Raw genomic sequence first — 23,729 nt, 5'->3', positions numbered from 1 at the left:
CTGTTTTAGACAAATTCCCGGATATTTTTTTCAGACAGCGATCTCGTTCTGCGGTTCCAGCGGTACCGGCAGCTCCGTTTCGCCCAGCATTTCCCGGAGGTCTATCTCAATGGCCCGGCAGATCTGGGAAATAGGCACATCGTTGGCGCTGCCTTCAAAAGGGTTTTCCGTGCTTTCCCCCACCTGCTCCAGTGACGTGTACATCCAGGATATGATCATGCTGAAAGGGATCAGCAGCCAGATCATGTGCCCGTGCATCCACCCGCTTACACTGCTGTTCAGCTTGTCAAACTCCTGCAACATGCCAAACGGCAGCAGCACGCAGAACATGCGCACAAAAATGGTATTGATAATGGAGTACTGCCGCGGGTAAGGCGCCTCCTTCAGGGCTTCGCACTGCCCCTGCTGGCCAAAGAAAACGTTGAGCGTACGCTGCATTTCGATGAACTGGGCGGTGGCTATGGCCTGGCTTTCATGTGCCGCCTTGATGGTGCGGCTTTGCAGGGCCAGCAACTGCGTTGCCTTGCTGCGGACGCCGGCTATAGCGGCCAGTTCCTGCTCAGGGATGTATTTCAGCATCTCCCCTTCAAAACCTGCCTGCCGTTCGGGAATGTTGTAATACCGCTGGTATTCCGCATTGGGCTGCGTATCCGTCACCTCCCACACCCGGCCTTCGCGCAACTGGTAGCGCAGGGCCGTCAGCCAGGCAAAGTGGCGGTACACCAGCTCGCGTACCAGGCCGGCATCCTGAAAGTACTCCCGGCACATTATGCCCCATGTTTTACTGCTGCTGTTGATACCCGTCCACACGGCGCCCCCGTCCCGGGTGCGGTTGTAGGTCTGCGTATTTTTGAACCCAACAATAAAAGCGGTGGCCGTGCCCAAAAGCGCCACCACCATCCACGGTACCGTCAGCCATTTAAACCCCAGCAACTGGTAGAGCACTACGGGTACCGTGCCCAGTATCACCAATGTGTACATTTTTTTCCGCGTCCAGAAAAGGAAGTCGGACAACCTGTATGATTTTCCTATATGCATGTGCCTGTTGATTGATCAATATGTCCATTTATCCATATCATTTTCATCCGGGTCATCAAGCCGGAGAGGATCATCCAGGAACTCAATGCCCTGGTAAACGTCTTTTTCATGCACTTCTTCCAGCGCGGTCTCAACGGTTGTTACAACCGGCGTTGTTGCAGGGCCCCCGAAAAGGGCGCGGAGGATCTGGGAAAGTACTGTCATGGCTTTGGGTTTTAAGTGGTGATAACAACATTATTGTTGCGCAGGAGTATTTGCAACCCATGTGCCATTGGATTAACAGGCTATAGATCAACTGATTAGGATCCCCCAGCATGGCGCGGGGTCACGATATATCGTCAGTACGCGGAGGTTACACGGTATATAGTGAAGTTTTGGCGGGCCATAACACTAAGATACAACGCCCCGTATTGCTGTTAACGTCCGTTGTACTACTTTTGGGTTAGCTGCATGCACCGGCGGAAACATATCTTTGGTTGCATACATTTACTATCTGTGAAAACCTATACCCGATCATTGTAACAAAAGAGAGAGACTATGCCTTCATTTACCGACACCGAACTGCAAAAGAAATTCTGCGAAGGATTTGCATTTTTTCCTTTTAAGTCACTTGAGCAGCATGACACGCTGATCTATAAATGCTATACCGGGAAAGACAACCTGAAAAAGTTGCTGGAATGGCATACCAGGGAACATGACTGTAGCCACTACATTGTCAAGATCACCAAAAAACTGAAGCATACCGACCTGCCCGCGGCCACGGAGCTGTTGAAAATTTTGCAGGAAGCCGGCAACTGGCGTACTGCGCAAACGGCCACCGCAAAACAGGTCTATGGATGCATTGTTAAACTGTACAACCTGCTGGCCGCCTATCATAAAAAGGCGCTGCAGCCATTTGCGGCAAAACTGGCGGATAAATGCGGCAGCGCAAACTTGGAAGGCCATGCCCAGATGCAGGAGACCATGCGCCAATTCATGCGCAATGCTGATACGCTCAACGGGGCGCTGAAAGAACAAATGGACAAAAAGAAGCGCTTTTCTCCCGGCACACTGAGTGACGAAGGCAGGGAATACCTGTCAAAGATCACCGCCACCATGGAGTCTTTCCGCCTGCTGCAGGAAAGGAACGTACAGCTGCTGGAGGGCTGGAAAAACCGGCAGAAGATACAGGACTATTACAGGGCAATGAATTGACGGCCTGGCTCCGCCCCATCACGCCCCCAGCTTCCCCATTACATGGCTCACTATCCGGTTGCACCGGCTCAGGTGGAAGCTGTACACATGGTCTTTCACATACCCGGCCAGGCTTTTCCGGAGCATCACCTTGGCCCGGTTCAAACGGACCTTTACGTTGCTCTCTTCAATATCCAGGGTTTCAGACGTGTCTTTGACAGACAGGTCTTCTATTTCCCGCAGAACAAACACCAGCCGGTACTTTTCCGGCAGTTGCGCAACTGCGTGTTCCAGCACGTTGCCCAGTTCTTTGTTCACCAGATCATTTGCCGGCGTATCCATATGCATAAAATTATCTGTTGGAGAAAGCGGGGCCACCATATGCCTGTTCTTTCTTTTCTGCTCGTAACACTGGTTCAGCATAATGCGGGTCAGCCAGGTGCTGAAGGCCGCGCGGTGCTCAAACCCTGCCAGGTGTTCATATGCCTTTATATAAGCGTTCTGCATGGCGTCTTCCGCATCGGTATCGCTGTTCAGCACAGACATGCCAATGCGGTACAGCCGCTGGTTATAACGGCGGATAATTGTTTCGAACATTCCCTTTTCTCCGGCCAGTACCCTTGCAACAAGTTCCTGGTCAGATACCTGGTCTGGTGTAGCTATCATATGCATTAGATGCGGGCAGCCATAAAAGGTTACAGCAGTTGCCAAAAAAAATCCCGGAAAGTTTTGTAACGTTTTCTTCCCCGCCACATCCAATATAGGTACCAAAATATGTATATCATGGCATCCATACAGCAATTACAGCAAACGTTGAAGCTCACTTTCGGCCTGGTGCCGGTCATTGCGGGGCTGGACAAATTTACGAACCTGCTGGCTAACTGGACGGACTATTTAAGCAGCTTTATGACGGGCATCGTTCCCCTTGCCCCGGAGGCATTTATGAAAGCAGTAGGCGTCATCGAGATCGTGGCGGGCATTCTGGTGCTGGTCCGGCCGTTGATAGGGGCCTATGTGGTAATGGCCTGGCTGATCTGTATTGCCCTGCAACTGGTAATGGGAGGCCATTATTTTGACGTGGCCGTACGGGACCTGGTGATGGCGGTGGGCGCATATACCCTGGCGCAGCTGACCAGGCTCCAGGCGGCCGGCAAGGCATAAAGAAGGCGGCATGGTTTAAAACTTGTAATACTCCTTCACCCTTGCCAGAAAATGGTCTTTCTTCCGGCGTGATACTTCCAGCTCCGCATTGTTGCTGAGTATCACGCTGCCTCCCTCTCCTTTTACGTACTCCTTGATGTGCAGCATGTTAACGAGGAAAGATTTATGGATGCGGCAAAACGACGTATCCTGCAGCAGCAGCTCAAAATCTATGATAGACCTGGAAGACACAAAGGGTTTGCCGGTGGTGAGGAAAAAAGTGGTGTAGGTATTGTCTGCCTCGCAATAGATAATATCCGCCAGGTGTACCAGCACAAACCCCTTGGAATGAGGAATGCAGATCTTCATCTCCTGCGGCCGCTGCAGTTTCTCAAGATTATAACGCAACGCCTCCATGGAAGTGGGCGCCGCCGCGCTTTGCAGCCGCTTCTCCACCCTGTTTACCGCGTTCACCAGCAGTTCTTCATCCACCGGCTTCAGCAGGTAGTCTATAGCGCTGAAGCGGAAGGCCTGCATCATGTACTCGCTGAAGGCAGTGATGAAGATGATCTCGAAAGGAACGTCTCCCAGCTCGCGCAGCAGGTCAAAGCCGCTCTTGCCGGGCATGGCAATGTCCAGGAAAAGCAGGTCTGGCCGGTGAATGGAGATCTGCCGGCGGGTAGACTCCACGTTGTAACATTCCGCCACTACCGTAACAGCAGGGCAATACAGTTCCAGCAGCCGCCGCAGGGTTTCCACGCTGCGTACCTCATCGTCTGTGATGATTGCTTTGATCATATGATTTTCCATGTAAGGGTTACAATTGTACCGCTTTCGCCGGTGCCCCGCTCGCTCTTGTCCATAAAGCGGATGATGCAGTCTGTATTATATTTCCTTTGCAGCAGCACAATGCGTTTCCTGATGTTGTCTATGCCGATGGAAAGGTGGCGCTGGGTGTGGCTGCGGTCTGCCGTGGCCCGGTTGATGCCAATGCCGTTGTCTTCTATTTCGCACACGAGGTAATCCCGTTTGCGGGAAAAGGAGATCCATAGCTGCTTTTTGTCTTCTACGGCCTGCAGCCCGTGCCAGATGGCGTTTTCAGCCAGCGGTTGTATCAGCATGGGGGCAATCATGATCTCCGTGGTGTTCAGCCCTTCGTCTACTTTCATATCATATTCAAAATTGGTGAACCGCAGCTGCTCCATCTTGAGGTAATTGTGCAGGTAGTCTATATTCTGCTGCAGGGTGATGAAGGTGCGGCGGCTATGGTCGAAGTTCTCGCGGATGAGGCGGGCAAAGCGGTTGAGGTAGCGGTATGCCTCCTCATTGCGGCGGTAGATGATCATGCCCAGGATGCTGTTGAGGCAGTTGAAAATGAAGTGCGGGTTCATCTGCGCATGCAGCGCTTTCATTTCCATTTCCGTGAGCTGCTGGTTGAGCAGGGCCAGCTCCAGCTTCTTCTGCTGCATGCGCTCCCGCCACCGCATGGCCGTATATCCCGCGCCGCCGGCCAGCATGGCGGCAAGCGCCAAAAACCACCAGGTATCCCAGAAAGGCGGGTCAATGATCACGGCCAGGCGCCGGAACTGCTCATCCCCATGCCTGCCTACGGCCCTGATCCACAGGTTATATGTGCCGGGTGAAAGACCGCTCATGTTAACGCTGCGCTGGTTGCGGAGCGGCACCCATGTTTTGGCGGTGTTGATGCGGTAGAAGAACTGGTTGTCTGCGTTATTGCCGTAGCTCACAATGGTGAAGCGCACGTCCACGTTGTTATGCTGATAGGGAAAACGCACGGTATCCCCGGGGTGGTAGATGGGCCCGCCGGGCGCCGTTACCTGTTCTATCAGGATGGGGCTGGTGTTGGGTGCGGCAGGCTCATCACCGGGGTAAAAGCGTACCAGGTGATTGGCCGTAAGCGCATAGCAGGCGCCGGTTTCTTCATCATAAAAAATGCTGCGGGAGCTGGGGCGCTCTTCCGGCAGGCCGTCTGCGGCGCCGTAGATGTTGAACTTGCGCGTGTCCAGGTCAATATTGCCCACCTGGTTGCCCGGGGTGGAGAACCATATCTTTCCCAGCACCTCCCGGTTGCTGATGCTGACAAGGGCGGTGGAAGAAAAACCTTCCGTCAGGCTGTGGCTGATAAAGCGGTCTTCTCGGATACGGTACTCCTGCAGGCCGTTCTCGAAGCTGTGCAGCCATAACGAGCCGCGGGCATCCGCGCAAATGGCCAGTATGTTGTCTTCCTCTTTATTGATGCCGTTGTAGCGGGTGATCACCGTATCATCAAACCGCCCGGTGCTGTAACGCCAGCGGGCAAGGCCATGGCCGGAGATCCACACATCGCCGTAGGCATCGCAGACGGCCTGCTTCACGCGGTCAAAGGGCAATGCCGGATCGGTGCTGCCGGTATAACAGGTGAAACTGCGGCGCTGTATGTTGTAGCGCGCCACCGCGCCGCCCCACATGGCCACCAGCCACGCTTCGCCGTTCTTCAGCGCGGGCCCGAGGTTGACGCGCAGCCCTTCCAGCTCCGGCGGTACGGCCACGCGGCCAAAACGGTAATGCCGCGTATCCAGCCACATCACGCCTTTGTTGGTGCCTATCCAGAGCGTGTCCGGATGGTAGCTCTGGATGGAAGGCAGCTGCATCCTGTCTTTGCCGCCGGGGTCCAGCCTGATGGTGCGGATAACAGACATGGTGGCGGTGTCTACCACGGTAATGGCGGCCTCGGGATCGCTGCCCGTGAGGTAAAGGCGGCCGCCCAGGCGCAGCATAGCGTAGAACTGGGAGTAGCCGTCTTGCGGCGCTGTATTGAGGTCCCAGGCGGTAAAGAGCGGCTGCTCTTTCCGCTCCCGCAGCAAACCGAGGGAGGTGCCTACCCATAACCGGTCTTCCCGGTCCGTGAACACGTAATTGCATTTGTATTCCGGCAGCTGTTTGGCCGCTTCAAACAGCACGCCGCCGGTTGGCCCGCCCAGCCGGAACACGCACAGGCCGGAGCGGGCCAGCGTAAGGGCAAAACGCCGGCCAGGCATGGGGAAGATGCGGCTTTCTGCCGTTAGTTCTTCCCGCGCAAAAGCGGGCAGCGCAGCGGTTATTTTCGTATGATCGTTGGCGTTATAGACGGTGATGCTGTCTTTTCCCTGATGAACGAACATGAAGCGGTCCGCATCCAGTTGGCAGCGTACCAGCCACGGGCGGCAGAATGCCCGCAGCCCCGGCGGCAGCGCCGTGAGGTAACGGATGAACCGGCGGGTGGAGGGGATGTAGAGCGAAATGCCTTCCTGCCGGGTAAACAGCAGCACGTTCCCGTCTCGCAGGTGGAACATGTTCTGCCCGTAGTTGGCCACGGAAGCGCCGCTTTCGCCCCCGGCGCGGAGCCGGTTGAAACGGAAGGCGAAACCCGTGTCTGCGTTCATCACGTAAAAACCCAATGAAGAGCTGAGGGCCATGGCGCCGTCTGGCAGCGGCAGCACGTCTACCAGCCGGTTCTGGCTGGTGTGGCTGCGCTCCGACGCAGGCAGCAGGTAGTTGCGGCCCTGCATGCCAACGGTGTTGAGCTGGTGAACGCCTTTTTGCGTAAGCACCAGCAAAAGACCGGCGGCAGTATGTTTCAGGTCTATGACATGATTGCCGGGAATGCTGCGCCCGCTGGTATCGTGAAAGAAGCTGACAAAGGTATTGCCGTCAAACCGGTTGAGCCCGTTCTCCGTGCCCAGCCAGATATACCCCAGCCCGTCCTGCGTAATGCAGGACACATTGTTGTCAGACAATCCCTGCCGGATGGTGTACCGCTCAAAGCTGGCGGCGGCCGGTTGTGCTATGGAAACCTCACCGTAAGGCAGAAGCAGGCAGATCAGGAGAATATGCCGGGCAGATATTTTCATGGGGTAAGCAAAAACAAGTACCTAAAGCTACAACAAATATCACATTCCACCGTAAAATAATCCGCCGAAACCCTTTACAAACGGCACTTGCCCGGTGTCAGCCAAAATCTGCCGTTCACTGTTTTCCATTGCGGTAAATAATGCAATGTAGCTACTTTCGTACGGCAAGGCGTACAAGATCATACGCCCATGCAGCTATTCAGGATAATAACAGATGCATTGCTGCCACCCCAAAAATTCCGCAGCGCCCATGCATGCAGCAAACCGGATCGGAAGCTCCAGACCGAACAGGCGTGGATGAACTGAACACTGAGTGTTAACACCCCAAAATAATTTTACTATGGACACACCTTTCCTGTTATTCCCCAATCTTGAGCGGGAAACAACCCGGGAGCCCATCCCCGGCAATCTCAACGGCCAGGCCGAAAGCCCCTTCCTGCACGTGGGGCGGCTCCATGGAAAGACCGCCGGCGGCGATCAGAAGGCCGAAAGTTTTGTTACCATCATGAACGAACTGCACGATGACGAGTTCAACGAACAGCTGGAAGACCTGCTGAATGAAGCGAAAGACTTCCAGGAACGTTACCTCTCCCGCGAGCAGTACATGAACAACGAGCATTACACCCGGCAGCTCACGCAAAACTACTACCAGCCGCTGGTACGCGAAGTAGACGCGTTCCTGGACGGCATGGCCCGTGAAGGGTATGAGGCGGACACCTCCGCCAAAACGCTGGACGAGGTGGAAGAATACCTCACCAGCTACGAATTTGATGCCACAGACCTCACGGCAGTGCAGGAACACTTTCTCGGCGGGCTGAAGAAGCTGGCCAAAAAGGCCGTTGGCGCCGTGGGCAAGATCAAAAAGGGCATCGTGAAAGTGGGAAAAATAGCCGCCAACCTGGCGCTGGGCCCCATCTTCAACCGCATCAAGGGCGTCATGAAAAAGTTCCTGATGGGCATGTTGCAGAAAGGCATGCACCTGATACCGGCGCAGTACCGCGGCATTGCCCAAACGCTGGCCGGTAAAATATTACCGCCCGCCCTGCGGCCCGTTATACCGGCGCCCGCGCCCACGGTGCCCAACACTGCCATGACCCCCCTGGCCACAGCAGATGCAGACACCATGCTGGACGCCGCCGAAGAGATACAAGACGGCATGAACGCCGCCACCGCGCAGTTCCTGATGGCTGACAGTGAAATGGAATGGAAAACCATGGAAGCGGAGCTGGACTACCTGCTGGCAGACCGTGGTGATACCGCTTACGAGCCCGCCGCCAACGCCCGGGAAACATTTGTGACCGAGCTGGGCGAACTGGAAGATGGAGAAAGCCCCGCTCCTGCCGTGGAGAACTTTGTGGCCGCCGTTACTACCGCGCTCCGGTTCGCCATGCCGCTGGTAGGCAGGGAAAGGCTGAAGGGATGGGCCGTATCGCTCATCAGCAAACTGATAGGCCCGCTGGTAGGTAAAGAGAACTCCCAGGCGCTCTCCCGCCTGCTGGTAGATAAAGGGTTTGCCATGCTGAACCTCGAGACCGGCGGCGCCACGGATGCCAACGGCGCCGTGGCCGAAGTGGTGGAGAACACCCTCCGCCAGATACCGGAATTTCCGCAGTACGTGCTGGAAGACCGGCAGCTCTTTGAACGTTATGTGGTGAACGCCTTTGAACAGTCTGCCGCCGCTTACCTCCCCGATCTGCTGCCGGAGCAGGCTTACCAGGCGCAACCGGCGCTGCGGGAGTCTAACGAGCATTCCGTGATGTGGAAGAACGAGCAGGAAGAACCTGACGGCAACAAGATATTGAGCGAAGTGATAGACACCGAGCTGACGCCCTACACGGCTTCCGAGATCCGCACCTTTGGCGGCATCCCGCTCAGCGTGTTCCTGCGGGACAAGCTGGGCATCAACATCACGTCTACCATTCCCGTACGGGTGCATCTCTTTGAGTCTGCGCCGCGGCGCAACCTGTACCAGATAGCGCAAAAGGCCAAAGGCGTGCGCGGCCTCGGCAGCGGCGCCCGCAGCGCGTGGATGCAGCTGCACCCGCTTACCTCCGTAGCCGCCGGCCTGCTCATGCGCGAGCCGGGGCTGGGCTGCAAAAAGAAACAGTGCCTGCAGCAGCGCAAAAGCGGCCGCGGCCACCGCTACTATTATCTTGAAATAGACGGCGCCAGGCCGCAATACTTCCAGCCGCTGGCCGGGCAGCAGGTGCTGCGCCGCCATACGCAGCTGCGCGCATTGCTCAACTTCCCGGCCAGCGAGGCCGCGCTGACCTTGTTCCTCAGCGAGCACGACGCGCAGGCCATTGCCGCCTGCCTCAGGAAAAAGAACCAGCCGGAAGCCGCGCACATCATGCTCATGATGGCGCTGCGCAACGGGTTGAAACACCTTTTCTCTTACGGCCAGTCAGACTACCTGCGCATTGTTCACCCCCAGGTAATGCCCGGCAGCCGCTCCGGCTCGGCGGCAGACAAAGTGCCGCCGGTGATACTGCGGGCTTTCAGCGATGCGCTGACAGACTGGGCGGGCAAAAGCCTCATCACCTTTCTGCGCGGGCAGGGGGAACAGTTCATCAGCGCCGCGGAAGACCATGCAGACGGCGTCAGCCTCCGCATTGCGTTCATTCAGCCGCCGGATATGGAGGTGTTGAAAAATGCCTTTGCCGGCAACCTCTCCGGCCTCCGCGAACAACTGTTTTCCAACCAGCCCTCCCAAACCGTGATACATGCAAGCGCAGGTTACCAGCATTAGCACGCCCCGTTACCGCCCTTCGCTGATACAGGCCAACCACTGGCTGGAAGCGGCGCGCCGGTTGCTCAACCTGGACGCGCTGGCGGGCCCCTCCTCCTGGAAAGGGCTGGAGCTGTACGTGCAGCCCGGCCTCCGGCGGGAGCTGCAGGCCACCGTGGAAAAGCTTGTAAAGAAAGGGGACACCATGCTGGCCAATGTACAGGACACCACGCTTCCCTACCAGCGCCGCGTAGCGGCCGTAGAACAGTTCAAACGCGCCTATTGCCAGGTGGAGCACCTGCTGGATTTTTATGCGGACGCGCTGGTAACCCGCACTACGCCGGAAACCACCGCCATGCTCAAGGCCTGCGACTATATGGCCGGCCACAGCATGCGCGCGCTGCTGAAGCCACTGGGCATCCCCACGCCAGCAGTGATCACTTATCTTGACAGCGGCATCGGCGCCTCCATCTTCAAGGCCGGCATGCCCCTGTGGGATAACCTGGAAAGCCCCGTGGCGGCCATCAAGGTAACGCGGCATAACCTGCTGCGGCCTACCGCCCTCATTCATGAAGCGGGCCACCAGGTAGCCCACCTCACCGGCTGGAACGCTGAACTGGCCGCCGCCCTGCGCCTCGGCCTCAAAAAATACGGCCAGCCCTTCGCCAATAGCTGGGCGGCCTGGGCCTCTGAAATAGCGGCAGACATTTTCGCCTTTGTACACGCCGGCTTTGCTTCCGTAGCGGCCCTGCACGATGTGGTAGACGGCGCCTCCAGGGAGGTGTTCCGCTACGCCCCCGGAGACCCGCACCCCATCAGCTTCCTCCGCGTGCTCATTGGCACGGAATGCTGCCGCCAGTGTTACGGCCCCGGCGTGTGGGACCAGATGGAACGGCAATGGCTGAAAAAACACCCGCTCACCGCGGCCCGGCGCCCCACGGCGCAGCTCGTTGGCGCATCGCTGCCGCGGCTGCCGGAAATTGTGCGGCTGCTGCTGCACTACCCCTTCCGCGGCTTCCGCAGTAAAAGCATTACCCAATGCATAGATGCCGCCGCCGCGCACCCGGAAGCGCTGGAGCGTTTGGCCGGCGCCAGCGGCAACGCGTTCTATACGTCCGCTCCCCTGCTGCTGCGGGAGCCCATGGCCAGGCTGGCCTGGAACGGTTACCAGGTTGTTGCCACGCCCGGCAAGGCGCCGTTCTACCTTCAGCAGCAACAGGCCTGGATGCTGCTGCTGGGAAACTCGATTCAATAACCCCTCTCAAATAAAAGATCATGTCAAAAGAAAAAACAACTCCTGAAGTGCCGGTGCTCACAGATCCTAAAGCTACCGCCCTTGCAACGCTTGCCGCAGACCCGCTCCCGCCCGCCGTACTCCTGTTCGGCCGTTATGTCAGGCTCCTGAAAGGAGATCCGGAGAAGATCTGGAATTATTTCAACCTGGAACTGGTGCGCTGCCAGCCCGGCGTTATTCTTTAACCCCATAAAACACAAGATCATGTTCAGAAGAATTGCTTATACTACTGACAACAGCTTTACCAACGCGCTCATCAGCGACCCCTCCCAGGCCATTATAGACCGGGCGGACAGGCTTTTCAACCTGCACCCCTCGGAACTGTACGCCCTGCTGGAATCAGCCTGGTCTTTCCGCGTGCGCGGCAACTTTCCCTCCGGCCACCCGGAGAACAAAACCGCCTTACGCGGCCTGCCAGACAGCATCACGGCGCTGTTTGACACCTCCTGGTTCAACAACAGCACGTTTGTTACGCAGGTGAACGGCGGTGACTGTACCGGCCATTCCCTCTGGGACCACCTGATCTATGCCTACGTGATAGAGTCTACCCAGGTGTACAAGGTATTCCGCAAGCTGGTGGAAAACTATGCCAAGGGGGATTTCGAGATCAACCTCACGCCGGAAGTGCTGCAATGGCTGCACAATACGGAAACGCTCTGGTTCGCGGACCCGCCGGTGCTCTCCTCTTTCAACATGGTCAGCCACCTGCGGTCAGACATGTACCTCACCCGCTGCGGCCTCTATTACCGCTTCTTCGGCTTCCCCCTGCCTGGAGATGAGCAGCTGCCGTACTACAAGGCCAAATCGTCTCACCTCAACTACCGCCGTTCTTTTGAACGTTTTGCGGAAGAAGTTTGGATCGGCGTGGAAAACGAGGTGAACACCACCGGCAGAAGGCCGATAGACGATGCGGCCATTGCCTTCAGCGCGTATGAGATGCAGAAGAACTTCCTCTCTCAGCGCAATAACGGGGACATCACCAAGCAGGAATTTTTCTTTGTGTCCATGATGGCATGGTTCCACCTTTCGCTGGAATACAACAGCCCCATTGTGAGGGCCTTTGGTATCAACGAGCAAAGCCCTGCCCAGCGCCTGTTCGCACTGGCCAACATTGTAGGCGTGCCTGCCAATGGCCTCAGCGAGAACCTGTTCCGCCTGGCGGATAACATGAGCATCCTGCTGACCATGATAGAAAGCGGCATCTTCAATGACGAGGCCAATGTACCGCAGTTGTACAGCAACACCTCGCCTATTTCCGCCGTGATGAAACAGATCATCTTCAACTACTCCCATGTGTCCGGCAACAACCTGAAGGCAAGGGCCGTGAAGACCTACGAAAGCATGCCGCTGCCGAAAGGGAACGGTATTGCCGCCGGCAACGGACAGCCCGCGCTGCTTTCCTGACACCTCATTGCATCATCGAACAAAAACATTGTTTATGGATAACCACAGGCCGGAAGAGTCTATCCTTCACCAGGAAGATTTTTCCCCGTACAACCGGTTCCGCCGGCGCCAGCACCGCAGGGTATGGCTCCGGCGGGAAGACGGCAGCGAAATGGAGCTGGATTCCCCCTTCCTGTTCCCCGAGCTGGCAACAGCCGCAGAAACCGTTATGGAACCGGAAGCGCCCTCTTCTTCCGCCACAGCCGCCCTGCCAGCCATACCAGACGGTGTGGTAAGGCAGTGGGGCACGCGCGAGCAGATGGCCGCGCAGATCGAAAAGCTCACGTACGCGGCCCTGCCCAAACTGGGCAACAAAGCCGTGTCTGCCATGAGCAAAACAGAGAAAAGCGCTTTCTCCTCCATGTGGGAACGCCTCCGCAAAAAGCTGCTCGACACCCGCAGAACGCTCATCACCGGCGGCTTCATTCCCCCGCTGAGCGGCAAGGAAGAAGTGCCCTTCGGTTTTGTGAAAGCCACCTACCGCCCCAAAAACGGTACTGCCTACACCGGTACCGGCAGCAGCTCCAAACTGCTGCAGAGCGAACGGGCAGACAAGGTGATTGCCCGCCTGCATGCCAGTCGCCGCTTTCCGCTTACGCAAGACCAGCTGGACATCATCCAGCGCATGGCCAACGTGGAATCAGGCGGGCGCATACAGGTGCTCAATGCGTATGACGGCGGCCTGGTGAGCTTCGGTTTCCTGCAGCTCACCCTGCATGTAGGCAAACTGCAGGCCCTCATCCAGATGGCGCCCGATGCGTTCAAAAAGTACGGCATTGCGCTGGACCCTTCCGTCAAATACACTTTCGGTTCCACGGAAAAGCACCCCGCCATTGCCGGCGTCAGCAACGCCAACCGTTCGCAGCTGCGGTGGAACGGCTGGGCGGAAAGGTTCTACTACGCGGGTTTTGACCCTGACATCATTGAAGCGCAGGTGCAGTACGCCATCAAGTACCTGGGTACGCAGCTGGCTGCCCTGAAACGCCGGTTGAAATTGAAATACCCCAACACCTACACTACCATCTACAACACGTTCTATAACAACTACTACCAGCAGAACGCCTACATCCGCGGCCTTTTCCAGGAGAGCTTCAACAACAACCCGGCCCGCTCTGTGAACGCTGTGGCAGCGTCTGTCACAAAGTTTGCGGGCAGCCACCCCACCCCTGCCGCATGGCTGGAAAAATACAAAAGCACCCTGGTGAGCAAAGGCTGGGAACGGCTGGTGAACGAAACGGCCAAAGGCGCCTCCGTTCAGCTCAGCAACCCGCAGCCTGTGCAGGAGCTGGAGTATGAAGACCTGGCAGATGAAGCGGATGAGCTGGAAGTTTGGGATGAAACGTACGAAATGGAAGAGGACAATGAAAACTTTGAAGATGGTTTTGCCGGGGAAATGGATGATGAAGAAGAGCATGAAGAAAATGAATATGAGCCGGAACCGGAGCTGGAAACAGACCCGGAAGCAGAAAGTGATGATGACGGTGAACTGTACGATGAAGGAGAGGAAGAGCTGGAAGATGCTTACGCGGATGAATTTGAAACCGGGGAAGAAGAAGCGGAATACCTGACATCAGACATCCCGGAAGATCAGGAAACGGGCGATCTGCTTGCTGAATCGGAAGAATACGAAGAAGAAGAGGATGGCGAATTAACAGACGATGAATTGGAGGACGATGAGTATCTTCTCCCCGGGCCGGCATATGAATACGAAACGGCTTCCTCCGCCAAAGGCACTACCGCGTACCTGGACGTAAGCGCGGTCAGGGGGCACAAACGGAAAACCGGGGCCTTTGTGCCGGATACGTTCAAACCCTCCTCCGCCGTCAACATATTAGTATATCTGCACGGGCTCTACAAACGGGGAGATGAGGCCAACGGCATTGCCGCGTACTGGAAACAATACGCCAACATCCCCGAACTGTTCTACAGCAGCGGCAAAAATGCCATACTGCTGGCTCCCACGCTGGGCAGCAACCCGCAGAGCAGCCTCGTCATGTTCAACAGGGCCGGCTTCTTTGACAAGTTCATAGAGGCCTGCCTCACCGCGCTCAAGGCCAAAAACCTGCTGCCGCAGGAAGCGGAGCCGGGCAGCATCATTATTGCCGGGCACTCCGCGGGCGGCAAGCCGATGAGCGGCATCCTGCACGCCAAAAACAAACTGCTGGCCAATATCGGGGAATGCTGGGGGTTTGATTGCCTGTACGGGTATTACTTTGACGGCTGGCTGCAGCAAGACCGGCAGAAGCACCTGCTGTATCACTACTGGGCGCATAACGCGGCCGGCGCCAAGAGCCGCCCCGCCATTAACGGGGATGCTTTGCAGAAGCGGCACCCCAACATGCGGAATATTGCGCCTAAAGCGCGCACCAACCACCAGAGCATTATTGCCTACGCGTGGAAGAACGAGATCAACCAGCGCCCCTGGTTTGACGGCGCTCCCGCACAACACCAGGAATATGAAGCGCCCGCGGCGCTCAAGCTCGTGAAGCTGCCGCTGTATACATCGCCCATCACTATTGTGAAGGCCAATAAAAAATCGAAGCTGGCGGAATTACGGGAAGCCCCGTCTGTTTACCTTAAGGCCATTGTAAAGGCCGCGGGCGAAGACCCGGACAAATGGTTCTCCAGCTTTACGCAGGTCACCTTCCTGGGCAGAAAGCTGAAGCCCGGCCAATACGTACATGTTTCACTGGCCCGGCTGCTGCAAAAAACAGAGGCAAAGTTCATGGAGCAATACCCCGGTAAAAGCGCCACCGCTATTGGTGATGCGCTGGGCCTTACGCAGGAAGGCATGGCCGCCTCCAGGGGCACCTCCGCCACGGCCACATACTCCTATCACATGTTCGGCCTGGCGCTGGACATTAACTACAACGGCAACCCATACATCCAGCCGGGCGCCCATGCGGCTTTCAACCAGTTCATGAAAAAAGTGGGACTGCTCAACAGCGGTACCGCCATTCCCGTGATCAGCTGGGATGCATGGGCCAGCAATTCCCTCAAGCCGGATGATTACATGCGCCTGTACGACCAGTTTGCCGTGCTGGACAAACACCTGGAGCGGTATTTCAGCTACCTGGAAAACCCCGCCGCGCTGCAGGCCCGCCTGGATGCCACACAAAACGGCTACTGGTACGGCAAAACGCTGGCGCAGGCAACCGCCGTTATCAAAAAAGACCTGAAAGACCTCACCAATGCCTGGAAAGGCAGCCGTAAAAACCCCGAGGCCATTTTCCGCAAAGGCGGTTTCCTGGCGCTCTCGCGCGCATTTGTGGAAGGCATGGTCAAAGCCGGCTTTGACTGGGGAGGCCGTTATGGCGATATGATGCACTTTGATATGCGCACCACCGGTGTGGGCGCAAAAATAGAAACGGCCAAGAACGCTTACATCAGTAAAAAACGAAAAGAGGCCGCGGCCAAATATCTTGCTTTAGTGTAATGCTGCTTGAGGTAACCCCAAGAAGAAGCATTCCGGATTCTTCCGGGATGCTCTTTTTATTTTGCGGAACGGGATAACAAAAAGGCCGCCCTCGCGGGCGGCCTTGCCTTCATTCAACACTGGTAACCGGTTACCGTGACGCGGCCTTGCCGTCCGCTTCACGGACCGCTTTGAACAATGCCTTGAAAGTATCCGCATTATCTTTTGCCAGGGCGCGGTACTGGCCTTTGCCGTGGTACGCGTCTATAAACTCCCGGGAGTTGATCCACATGGTTTCCAGCACGCCCTGCATGCGGCTGGCCACCGGCAATGCAAAGTCTGCGCGGGTACCGTCTTTGCGGGCGGCCAGTACCTGGTCCAGCTGCGCCAGCGCCACATCTGTTCTGGAGCAGGCGCTGGCCAGCACGTTGAACCCTTTCAATGCAAAGTACGCAGGCGTGGGCGGCGCGCTTTCGTACTTCCAGTCTGTGATCACAATATCTTTCGGAATGCGGTCTATGGCCCGGTGCGTGTCATTCATACTGGCCTGCCAGGCCAGCAGGTTGGTGGTTTTGCCGTCTATCAGCCGGTCGCTCCACATCCACATTTCCACGCCTTTCTGTTTGAGGTGGGCGTGTAGCGCGTTCACGTACTCCGCAAATATTTCCGAACGGTCTGCCCCGCCGCAGCGCGGGCATTTGTCGTAACCAATGATCCATACTTCGTCCAGCCCCACGTGCAGCGCATCTGCCTCGCATACTTCCACCAGCTCGTCCATCAGCGGGAACAATATTTTCAACAAGTCGGGATGCCGGGGGCAAAGGCTTTTGCTGTAGAAATCGAACATGCCGCCGTTTTTCCAGGGCACGGGCGGGTTATAGTCCGGAGACTCGTCCAGCTGCGGGTATTGTTTCAGCAGCGGGCCCATTTCCGTTTGTTCAGACTGGTGGGCCATGAGGTTCATGGTGGGAATAAGGCGGATGCCCGCATCGCGGCAGGCTTTCACGATCTGCTTGATGTCGCTTTCAGACAAGGCGTTCTTTTCCGCCAGCTCCGGGTGGCTTTTGAACTGGTACATGTATTCAATGCGCACAGCCAGCGTGTTCACGCCTTCTTTGGGCAATACGTTGCGCACAAAATCGCAGAACATGGGTACGTCTTGCCGGGCGGGCACGCTCATCAGCAGGCCTCTCACGGGCAGCTTGTTCCATTTGAACACAGGCGCCTGCGCAAGTACGCCGGCTGCGGCCAGCAGGGGCAGCAGGCATAATAAGGTCCGTTTCATCATTATTCAGCTATCACTTTTCTGATACAATTGTTTTTCCTGTCTACTATGTACACTGTGCCATCCGGCCCTACGGTTACGCCGGTGGGGGCGTTGAACAGGGCGGCGGAACCGGTGCCGTCCGCATACCCCGCGGCAGCGCCGCCGGTGTAGGTGCTCACCATCCAGTCCGCGGCAGACACAAAGCGCACGCAGTGGTTGGTGTTGGTGGAAGCGCCGTCCCAGGTGCCGTTGCCGGCAATGTAGAGGTTGTTGCCGTTGTCTATGGCAATACCCCAGGGCAGGTCAAACCTGGCGGCATCGGCGGCGCCGTTCACCAGCCCCGTTTGCCCGCGCTGGCCAATGGTGATGCCCGGCTCCCAGGTAGTGTGTTTGAACTGGCGGATAACGGACGCGCCGTTCTCCACCACAAACAGGTTGCCTTCACTGTCTACCGCTACATCCGATGGGTATTCCAGCCCGGTGATGATCTCTTCCGCGCTGCCGTCCGGCTTTACCTGGAACACGCTGCCGGGGCTCTTGGCGTTGGTGTAGTACAACATGCCGTTCCGCTTGTCCATACCGATGCCCCATGCCTCAAACCAGTTTATCAGCGTGGTGGTGCCGTCTGGCGTGATCTTGCGGATGGTCCATGCGGCGGGGTCAGACACATATACGTTGCCCGCGCCGTCCGCCACCACGTCCAGCGGCAGAAAAAATTCCGCTTCGGCGCCTTTGCCTTCCTTGTAACCGTAGTTGCCGTTGCCCGCCAGCGTGGTTACCGTACCGTCTGGCGCAATTTTGCGCACGCGGCGGTTCTCCCCTTCCGCCACATACAGGTTGCCGGCCTCATCAATGTCCAGGCCGCAGCGCGCGCCGATGTTGAATACGGCATCTTTGCCCTGACCGTCCGCATAACCGGCCTGGCCGTTGCCCGCCAGCGTGGTCACTACGTAGGAGGGCGTGTATACAAATTCTTCCGGGCTGGCGGCTTTATTGCCGTTGATGCTCACTTCTATTTTTCCCGTGCCTGCTTTTACCGGCACAACAATGAGAATGCGGTCTTCTACCACGCCTTCTACATATGCCTGCACACCGTTCACGGTCACAGATACGCCGGTGGTATCTGTGCTGAAGTTGGCGCCGTAGATGAGCACTTCCGTGCCCGCGCCGCCGGTAGCCGGGGTAAATTTCTCTATCACCACGGGGGCGGCGGGGTTATGCCGGAATCCCTTCTCTTTGCTGCAGCCCGCCGCGGTCACTACCGTGAGCGCAACCAGCAGGATGTTGATATATGGCTTCATGCTGTTTTTGTTTTGAAAAAAGAAATTAGTTCCAGCCCTGCGTTTGTTTGAATGCCGGGTTGCGCCCGCTCACCTTGTCTATTTCGGATTGCGGCACGGGCAGCCAGTAATCCCGGTTCGGATTGAATACGCGGTGCTCCAGCACGGGATAAGCGTACTGCACGTTGCCCGAACCTGTAACGGTTACACCGTGTACGTCCCTGTTCTCCGTGACCTCCGCTATCTTCCAGCGGCGCACGTCCCAGAAGCGGTGATCTTCCAGGGCCAGCTCTATGCGGCGTTCACTGCGTATCGTGGCGCGGGTGGCCTCTTTTGTGCCGCCTGCAAAGGCCGGCATGTCCGCACGGCCGCGTACGGCGTTGATGGCATTGTAAACGTCCGCGCCGGGGCCGCCTGCTTCATTCTCCGCTTCCGCGTAGTTGAGGAGCAGCTCCGCCGTGCGCATCAGCACCCACTTGCGGTCACTGGCGCCGGTGCCGGCAAAGAGGTTCACAGATTCCAGCTGGTATTTGCGGGGCCAGTAGTTGGTGCTGATCTGGCCGGAGCGCGGCGCATCGGCGCCGTTGGGGTCCAGCGCGCGGCCTTTCCAGATGGCGCCGGGGTACAGGATGGTGGCGTAAAACCGCGGGTCGCGCCCATCATACGGGCGCTGCGGGTTGAAGCCGGAAGCGGGGTCTGTGACGGGCAGGCCGGTAGCTTTCATTTCATAATCGTCTACCAGCTCCTGCAAGGGGTTCACGTTACCGTAGCCGTTGGCGCCGCGCGGGTTCATTTCCCGGTCTATGCCGCCATCCCCGAAAGCGCCGGGCGCGGGGCGGCTCCAGATCACTTCACGGTTGAAGTACTGGGTGAAGATCTCTCCGTAATTGGCGTGCAATGCGTACCCGTTGGTGAGGGCCGTGTCCAGCGCCGCACGGCACGCATCCGCGGCTGCGCGCCAGCGGGTCTGGTCATTGGCGGGATTGAAGAGGGGGCTGGCGTTGTAGAGTAGCACCCGGCCTTTAAGCCCCAGCACTATTGCCTTTGACGCGCGGCCCCAGTTGTTGGGGCGGGCGTTGTAATGAGCGGGCAACAGGTCTTTTGCTTCGTCCAGGTCACGCACAATGGCGGCCATCACCTCGGGTATGCTGTTCCGTTTATAATAAATGGCGTCCGGCTCGTCAAAGGGATTGAGCACATCTTCCAGCAACGGCACTTCTCCCCAGCGTATCACCAGGTTAAAATAATAATACGCGCGGAGCAGCAGCACTTCACCGCGCAGCCTTGCGCGGCGCTCCGGGTAATTCGGGTCTTGCGGCACCTTCTCATAATTGGCCAGGAAGATGTTGCAGGAGCGCACCTTGCCGTAAAACTCGTTCCATTGGGACTGCATGGGAAAGTTGGCCGGGCTCATGGAACCGGTGTTGAAATTGCCCGCGTCAGGATAGGAGGCGGAGTTGTCGCTGGCCTGGTTGGTCTCGTCCGTGGCGCTGCTCAAAGGCCAGGCCGAGGCCGGTTTATAGATATTGGGAAGGCTCTGGTAAATGACATTCACGAATTTCTCCGCGTTCTCGATGTTGCGGAACACTTCATCTTCCGTAATGAGATCGCTGGGCTTCCTGTCCAGGTAATTTTTGGTGCAGGCGGCGAGAAACGGTACCAGCAGCCATAACAATCGCATTTTCATATTCCGTGCTGTTTTCATGTCTGAGAATTAAAGGTTGATGGTAATACCGGCGTTGTACACGCGCATAATGGGATAAGGCTGCCAGCCCCATCGGTCGCTGGTGTTGGACTCCGGGTCAATGCCCAGCGGGGTCACATTGTCCCAGCTAACGAGGTTCATGCCGTTCACGTAGATGCGGGCGTTCTTGATCTTTACCCGGTTGGTCCAGTGGCGCGGCAGGCGGTAGCCTATTTCCAGGTTCTTCAGTTTCAGGTAATCCGTTTTCCGTATCCAGTAGCTGGAGCTGACGTAGTTGTTGGCCATGTTGCTCTCCGAGAGGTGCAATGCCGGGAAGGTGGCGGTGGCGGCGGTTTCAGGCGTCCACCGGCCAAGGTGCAGCGGGCGGTAGCTTTCCCGGTAGTTGAAAATGAGCTGCGCGGAATAGGCCTGCCGGCCGCCGGTAGCGCCCTGGAACAGCGCGCTGATGTCAAAGCCCTTGTAGTCCAGCCCCAATGTGGCGCCAAAGTAACTGGTGGGCACATTGAGCATGGGCAGCATTACCCGGTCTGCTTCATTGATGATGTTGTTGCCGTCAATGTCGCTGTACCGGATATCTCCCGGAATGAGCGGGGCAAACGTCTGCTTCGGGCTTTTGTCTATTTCATCCCTGCTCTGGAAAAGGCCTTCCGCCACGTATCCCAGCCCGTAGCCGATGGGCTTGCCTACCTGGCTCTGGTGCTGGTATTCCAGCTTGGGCTCGTCCATTTCCAGTATCTTGTTCTTCACGTACTGGTAGTTCATTTTTACAAAAAGGCCTACCTGCCCCACCTGGGTGGTCACGTGCAGGTCCCCTTCAATACCGCGGTTGAGAATGCGGCCCAGGTTGCGGTTGAGGGAGGCGGTGATGCCGAGGTAACCGGGAATGGAGCCGGCCGCCGTCAGGATGTCTGTACGCAGCTCGCGGAACACGTCCATGTTGAATTTCACGCGGTCTTTGAAAAAACCTGTTTCGATGCCGATGTCTGTCTTCGCGGCCTTTTCCCAGGTGATGGCGGTGTTGCCTATCCTGTTCTCGTAATAACCGCCTACGCCGGCGGCCACGCTGCCGAAAGTGAACCCGTCTCCCCGCGAGAAATCAGAGATGTACAGCCAGCGGCCGGAGCCGATCTGGTCATTGCCCACATACCCGTGAGACGCGCGCAGCTTCAGGAAACTGAGCGCCGCATTTTGGGGCATGAAGGGCTCGCTGCTGATCATCCACGCGCCAGACACCGCCGGGAAGAAACCGTACCGCCTGCCCAGCGGGAAGTTCTCGGAACCGTTGTAACCGGCGTTGAACTCGAGATAATATTTTTTATCGTAGTTGTAAGACACGCGGCCCACATACCCTTCGTACACCCGCGGCAGGTCTCCCGACTGCGAGCGGTAGTTGCGGTTGAAGAGCAGCAGCCCACCGAGGGAGTGGCGGCCAAAGTCCCGGTCATACATCAGTTTGAGGTCGTAGTAATAATACCGTTGCCCGCTGCTGTAGCCGGAACGCTGCAGGCTGGTGGCCGTGCGGTGCTGGGTATACAGCCCGCCGCCGGTACCCGGCTCCGGCTTGAAGCGCCAGGAGTCGAACTCCTGGTCAAACGCCACGTTGATGTCCCCGTAATTCTCGAAGGTGAACAGGCCTTTTACCTTCAGCCCCGGCGTAATGAAATCCAGCTTGCGGGTAAGCGCCACGCTGCCGCTGGTGCTGTGCCAGTACGCGTCCAGGTAGCCGTTGCGGGTAAGCACGCCGTAGATGTTGTAGAAATCTTCCCGCATATTGCCTGAGGCAATGCTGCCGTCTGGGTTCCTGACGGGGGTGAGGTGATTGGTCATTTGCGAGAGCAGCACCCAGAAGAACTCATGCCCGGCGCGGTCTGCGGAGGGGCTGGTACGGTTCTCCAGGCGGGAGGCCAGGTCTACCTGCAGGTCTGTATTCTTGTCTAACGTAATGTCTATGTTGGAGCGGAAGTTGAACCGGTCATATTTGTATTTGACGCCGTAAATGTTTTCGTTGGCATGCTTGTAAAGCGGTTCCTGCCGGAGGTAAGAGCCTGACACGAAGTAACGCACGTATTTAGAGCCGCCGCTGATGTTGACGTTGAGCGTTTTCTGGGGAGAATAGTCGCGGATCATTTCCTTGTACCAGTCTACATTAGGATAATCATACGGTTTGAGGCCGGTGCGGAAATATTCCAGCTCCTGCGGCGTCCATACTTCCTGCAGGCCATCGTTTTTGGCGGCTTCGTTCTGCAGCAGGCCAGACCGGTAAGAATCCAGAAAGCGCGGAAAGGTAACCGGCTGCTGCGCGGCGGATTGCATGTTGATCTGTATGTTGGGCGCGCCTTCCTGCCCGCGGCGCGTGGTAACGAGCACAATGCCGTTGGCGCCCTGTATGCCGTACAGCGCGGTGGAAGAAGCGTCTTTCAGGATGGAAACGGATTCTATCTCATTCGGGTCCAGCTGGCCGAGGTCCGCGTTGCCGCGCGGCAGCCCGTCTATCACCACCAACGGGTTGGTAGCGCCGGTGGTATTGATGCCGCGGATGAAGAGCTGGGAATAGTCCGAGCCCGGGCGCCCGGAGTGCTGCACGGTGATGAGGCCGGGCAGCCTGCCTGCCAGCGCGTTGGTCAGGTTGGCCACGGGGCTCTGTTTCAGCTCTTTGGTCTGGATGCTGCTCACGGCGCCGGTGATGCTCTGGCGCACCTGCTTCTGCCCGTAGCCCAGCACCACCACTTCGTTAAGACCGGCGCTGGAAGACTTCAGCGCTATTACGGGCAGCTGCGTTCTGCCGTTCACCGGCACTTCCTGCGCGGCGTAGCCGATGTAAGACACGATCAGCATCCCGTCTGGCGGCACGCTGATGGTAAAGTTGCCGCGCTCGTCCGTAGTGGCGCCCCTGGAAGTGCCTTTCAACTGGATGCTCACGCCTATCAGCTCTTCCTGGCCCTCTCCCACTACTTTGCCCTTCACGGTAATATCGTCTGCCTTCCGGGAAGGGGAAATGACCACCAGCCCGTCGTCCAGGATGCGGTAGGTCATGGAGCGGCGCAACAGCAACTGGTCCAGCATGGCGGGCAGCGTGGCGTTCCTGAACTGCACGTCTACCTTTTCCGCCGCGGGAAAGGTTTTGATATTGTAGAGAAAGCGGTATTCGCTTTTGGCCTCTATCCATTCCAGCAGTTGCCGCAGTTCCATCTGGCGGCTGTCTATAGAGAAGCGGTTTTGAGAGAAGCCGTCTGCCGCCTGCAGCTGCAGCACGGTTACGGTCATCAATATCAGCCATAGCTTCATAAACAAGAGCGTTTTTCTCACTAAATGCTTTGGAATTGCTGGTTGAAAACACAGCGTTTTTTTCATTACTT

The 23,729-nt window shown here is 57.2% G+C and carries 16 protein-coding genes; 7 read left to right on the top strand and 9 right to left on the bottom strand.

The annotated features are described in order from the left end of the window. Positions 1 to 30: 30 nt before the first annotated feature. Positions 31 to 1,014, bottom strand: a complete 984-nt coding sequence (locus tag D3A97_RS14630) for a bestrophin family protein (protein ID WP_198674004.1) — start codon at positions 1,012 to 1,014, stop codon at positions 31 to 33. 39 nt (positions 1,015 to 1,053) lie between these two features. After that, positions 1,054 to 1,242, bottom strand: coding sequence for a hypothetical protein (locus D3A97_RS14625; protein ID WP_119079219.1), 189 nt, complete (start codon positions 1,240 to 1,242; stop codon positions 1,054 to 1,056). Positions 1,243 to 1,575: 333 nt separating this feature from the next. Here D3A97_RS14625 and D3A97_RS14620 point away from each other — a divergent pair, with 333 nt between their 5' ends. Then, entirely contained in the window at positions 1,576 to 2,232 is a 657-nt protein-coding gene (locus tag D3A97_RS14620) for a hypothetical protein (RefSeq protein WP_119079218.1), read from the top strand. Positions 2,233 to 2,250: 18 nt separating this feature from the next. On the opposite strand, the gene D3A97_RS14615 is transcribed toward D3A97_RS14620, so the two are convergent. Then, positions 2,251 to 2,877, bottom strand: coding sequence for an RNA polymerase sigma factor (locus tag D3A97_RS14615; protein WP_157986546.1), 627 nt, complete (start codon positions 2,875 to 2,877; stop codon positions 2,251 to 2,253). Positions 2,878 to 2,994: 117 nt separating this feature from the next. On the opposite strand from D3A97_RS14615, the gene D3A97_RS14610 reads away from it, so the two are divergent. Continuing rightward, positions 2,995 to 3,372, top strand: coding sequence for a hypothetical protein (locus tag D3A97_RS14610; protein WP_232825968.1), 378 nt, complete (start codon positions 2,995 to 2,997; stop codon positions 3,370 to 3,372). Between the two features lie 15 nt (positions 3,373 to 3,387). Here D3A97_RS14610 and D3A97_RS14605 read toward each other — a convergent pair whose 3' ends face one another. Beyond that, positions 3,388 to 4,149 carry a LytR/AlgR family response regulator transcription factor gene (locus tag D3A97_RS14605; protein ID WP_198674003.1) on the bottom strand — a complete coding sequence of 254 codons (762 nt, stop codon included), beginning with the start codon at positions 4,147 to 4,149 and terminating at the stop codon, positions 3,388 to 3,390. After that, positions 4,146 to 7,241, bottom strand: a complete 3,096-nt coding sequence (locus D3A97_RS14600; protein WP_119079214.1) for a sensor histidine kinase — start codon at positions 7,239 to 7,241, stop codon at positions 4,146 to 4,148. Before D3A97_RS14600 ends, D3A97_RS14605 begins: the two co-directional genes overlap by 4 nt. A 340-nt stretch (positions 7,242 to 7,581) precedes the next feature. Between D3A97_RS14600 and D3A97_RS14595 the strand changes: the two genes are divergently transcribed. Genes D3A97_RS14595 through D3A97_RS14575 form a run of 5 tightly spaced genes read left to right on the top strand, consistent with a single transcriptional unit; the run spans position 7,582 to position 16,142 of the window. After that, complete coding sequence (locus D3A97_RS14595) at positions 7,582 to 9,990, top strand: hypothetical protein (RefSeq protein WP_119079213.1); 2,409 nt, start codon at positions 7,582 to 7,584, stop codon at positions 9,988 to 9,990. Further along, on the top strand, positions 9,965 to 11,224 hold the full coding sequence (locus tag D3A97_RS14590) for a hypothetical protein (RefSeq protein ID WP_119079212.1): 1,260 nt from the start codon (positions 9,965 to 9,967) through the stop codon (positions 11,222 to 11,224). Before D3A97_RS14595 ends, D3A97_RS14590 begins: the two co-directional genes overlap by 26 nt. Positions 11,225 to 11,244: 20 nt before the next feature. Next, positions 11,245 to 11,448, top strand: coding sequence for a hypothetical protein (locus D3A97_RS14585; protein ID WP_119079211.1), 204 nt, complete (start codon positions 11,245 to 11,247; stop codon positions 11,446 to 11,448). A gap of 19 nt (positions 11,449 to 11,467) precedes the next feature. Next, complete coding sequence (locus D3A97_RS14580) at positions 11,468 to 12,667, top strand: hypothetical protein (protein ID WP_119079210.1); 1,200 nt, start codon at positions 11,468 to 11,470, stop codon at positions 12,665 to 12,667. Between the two features lie 34 nt (positions 12,668 to 12,701). Beyond that, the gene (locus tag D3A97_RS14575; protein WP_119079209.1) at positions 12,702 to 16,142 is read left to right on the top strand and encodes a M15 family metallopeptidase; all 3,441 of its coding nucleotides are present in this window, start codon (positions 12,702 to 12,704) and stop codon (positions 16,140 to 16,142) included. A gap of 130 nt (positions 16,143 to 16,272) precedes the next feature. Here the strand turns inward: D3A97_RS14575 and D3A97_RS14570 are convergent, their stop codons facing one another. The 4 genes from D3A97_RS14570 to D3A97_RS14555 are packed head-to-tail and all read right to left on the bottom strand — an operon-like array spanning position 16,273 to position 23,658. Continuing rightward, positions 16,273 to 17,409, bottom strand: a complete 1,137-nt coding sequence (locus D3A97_RS14570) for a family 20 glycosylhydrolase (protein ID WP_119079208.1) — start codon at positions 17,407 to 17,409, stop codon at positions 16,273 to 16,275. After that, positions 17,409 to 18,689, bottom strand: coding sequence for an IPT/TIG domain-containing protein (locus D3A97_RS14565; protein WP_119079207.1), 1,281 nt, complete (start codon positions 18,687 to 18,689; stop codon positions 17,409 to 17,411). The genes D3A97_RS14570 and D3A97_RS14565 overlap by 1 nt, the downstream gene beginning before the upstream one ends. A gap of 25 nt (positions 18,690 to 18,714) precedes the next feature. Then, positions 18,715 to 20,355: a RagB/SusD family nutrient uptake outer membrane protein gene (locus tag D3A97_RS14560; RefSeq protein ID WP_198674002.1), complete on the bottom strand. Its 1,641-nt coding sequence runs from the start codon at positions 20,353 to 20,355 to the stop codon at positions 18,715 to 18,717. A gap of 27 nt (positions 20,356 to 20,382) precedes the next feature. Continuing rightward, positions 20,383 to 23,658, bottom strand: a complete 3,276-nt coding sequence (locus tag D3A97_RS14555; protein WP_157986545.1) for a SusC/RagA family TonB-linked outer membrane protein — start codon at positions 23,656 to 23,658, stop codon at positions 20,383 to 20,385. Positions 23,659 to 23,729: the final 71 nt, after the last annotated feature.

This window comes from Chitinophaga alhagiae, from assembly GCF_003568665.1.
GTDB lineage: Bacteria > Bacteroidota > Bacteroidia > Chitinophagales > Chitinophagaceae > Chitinophaga > Chitinophaga alhagiae.
Note: the sequence above shows the minus strand (reverse complement) of the source record. Positions and strands in the feature narration are given on the sequence as shown.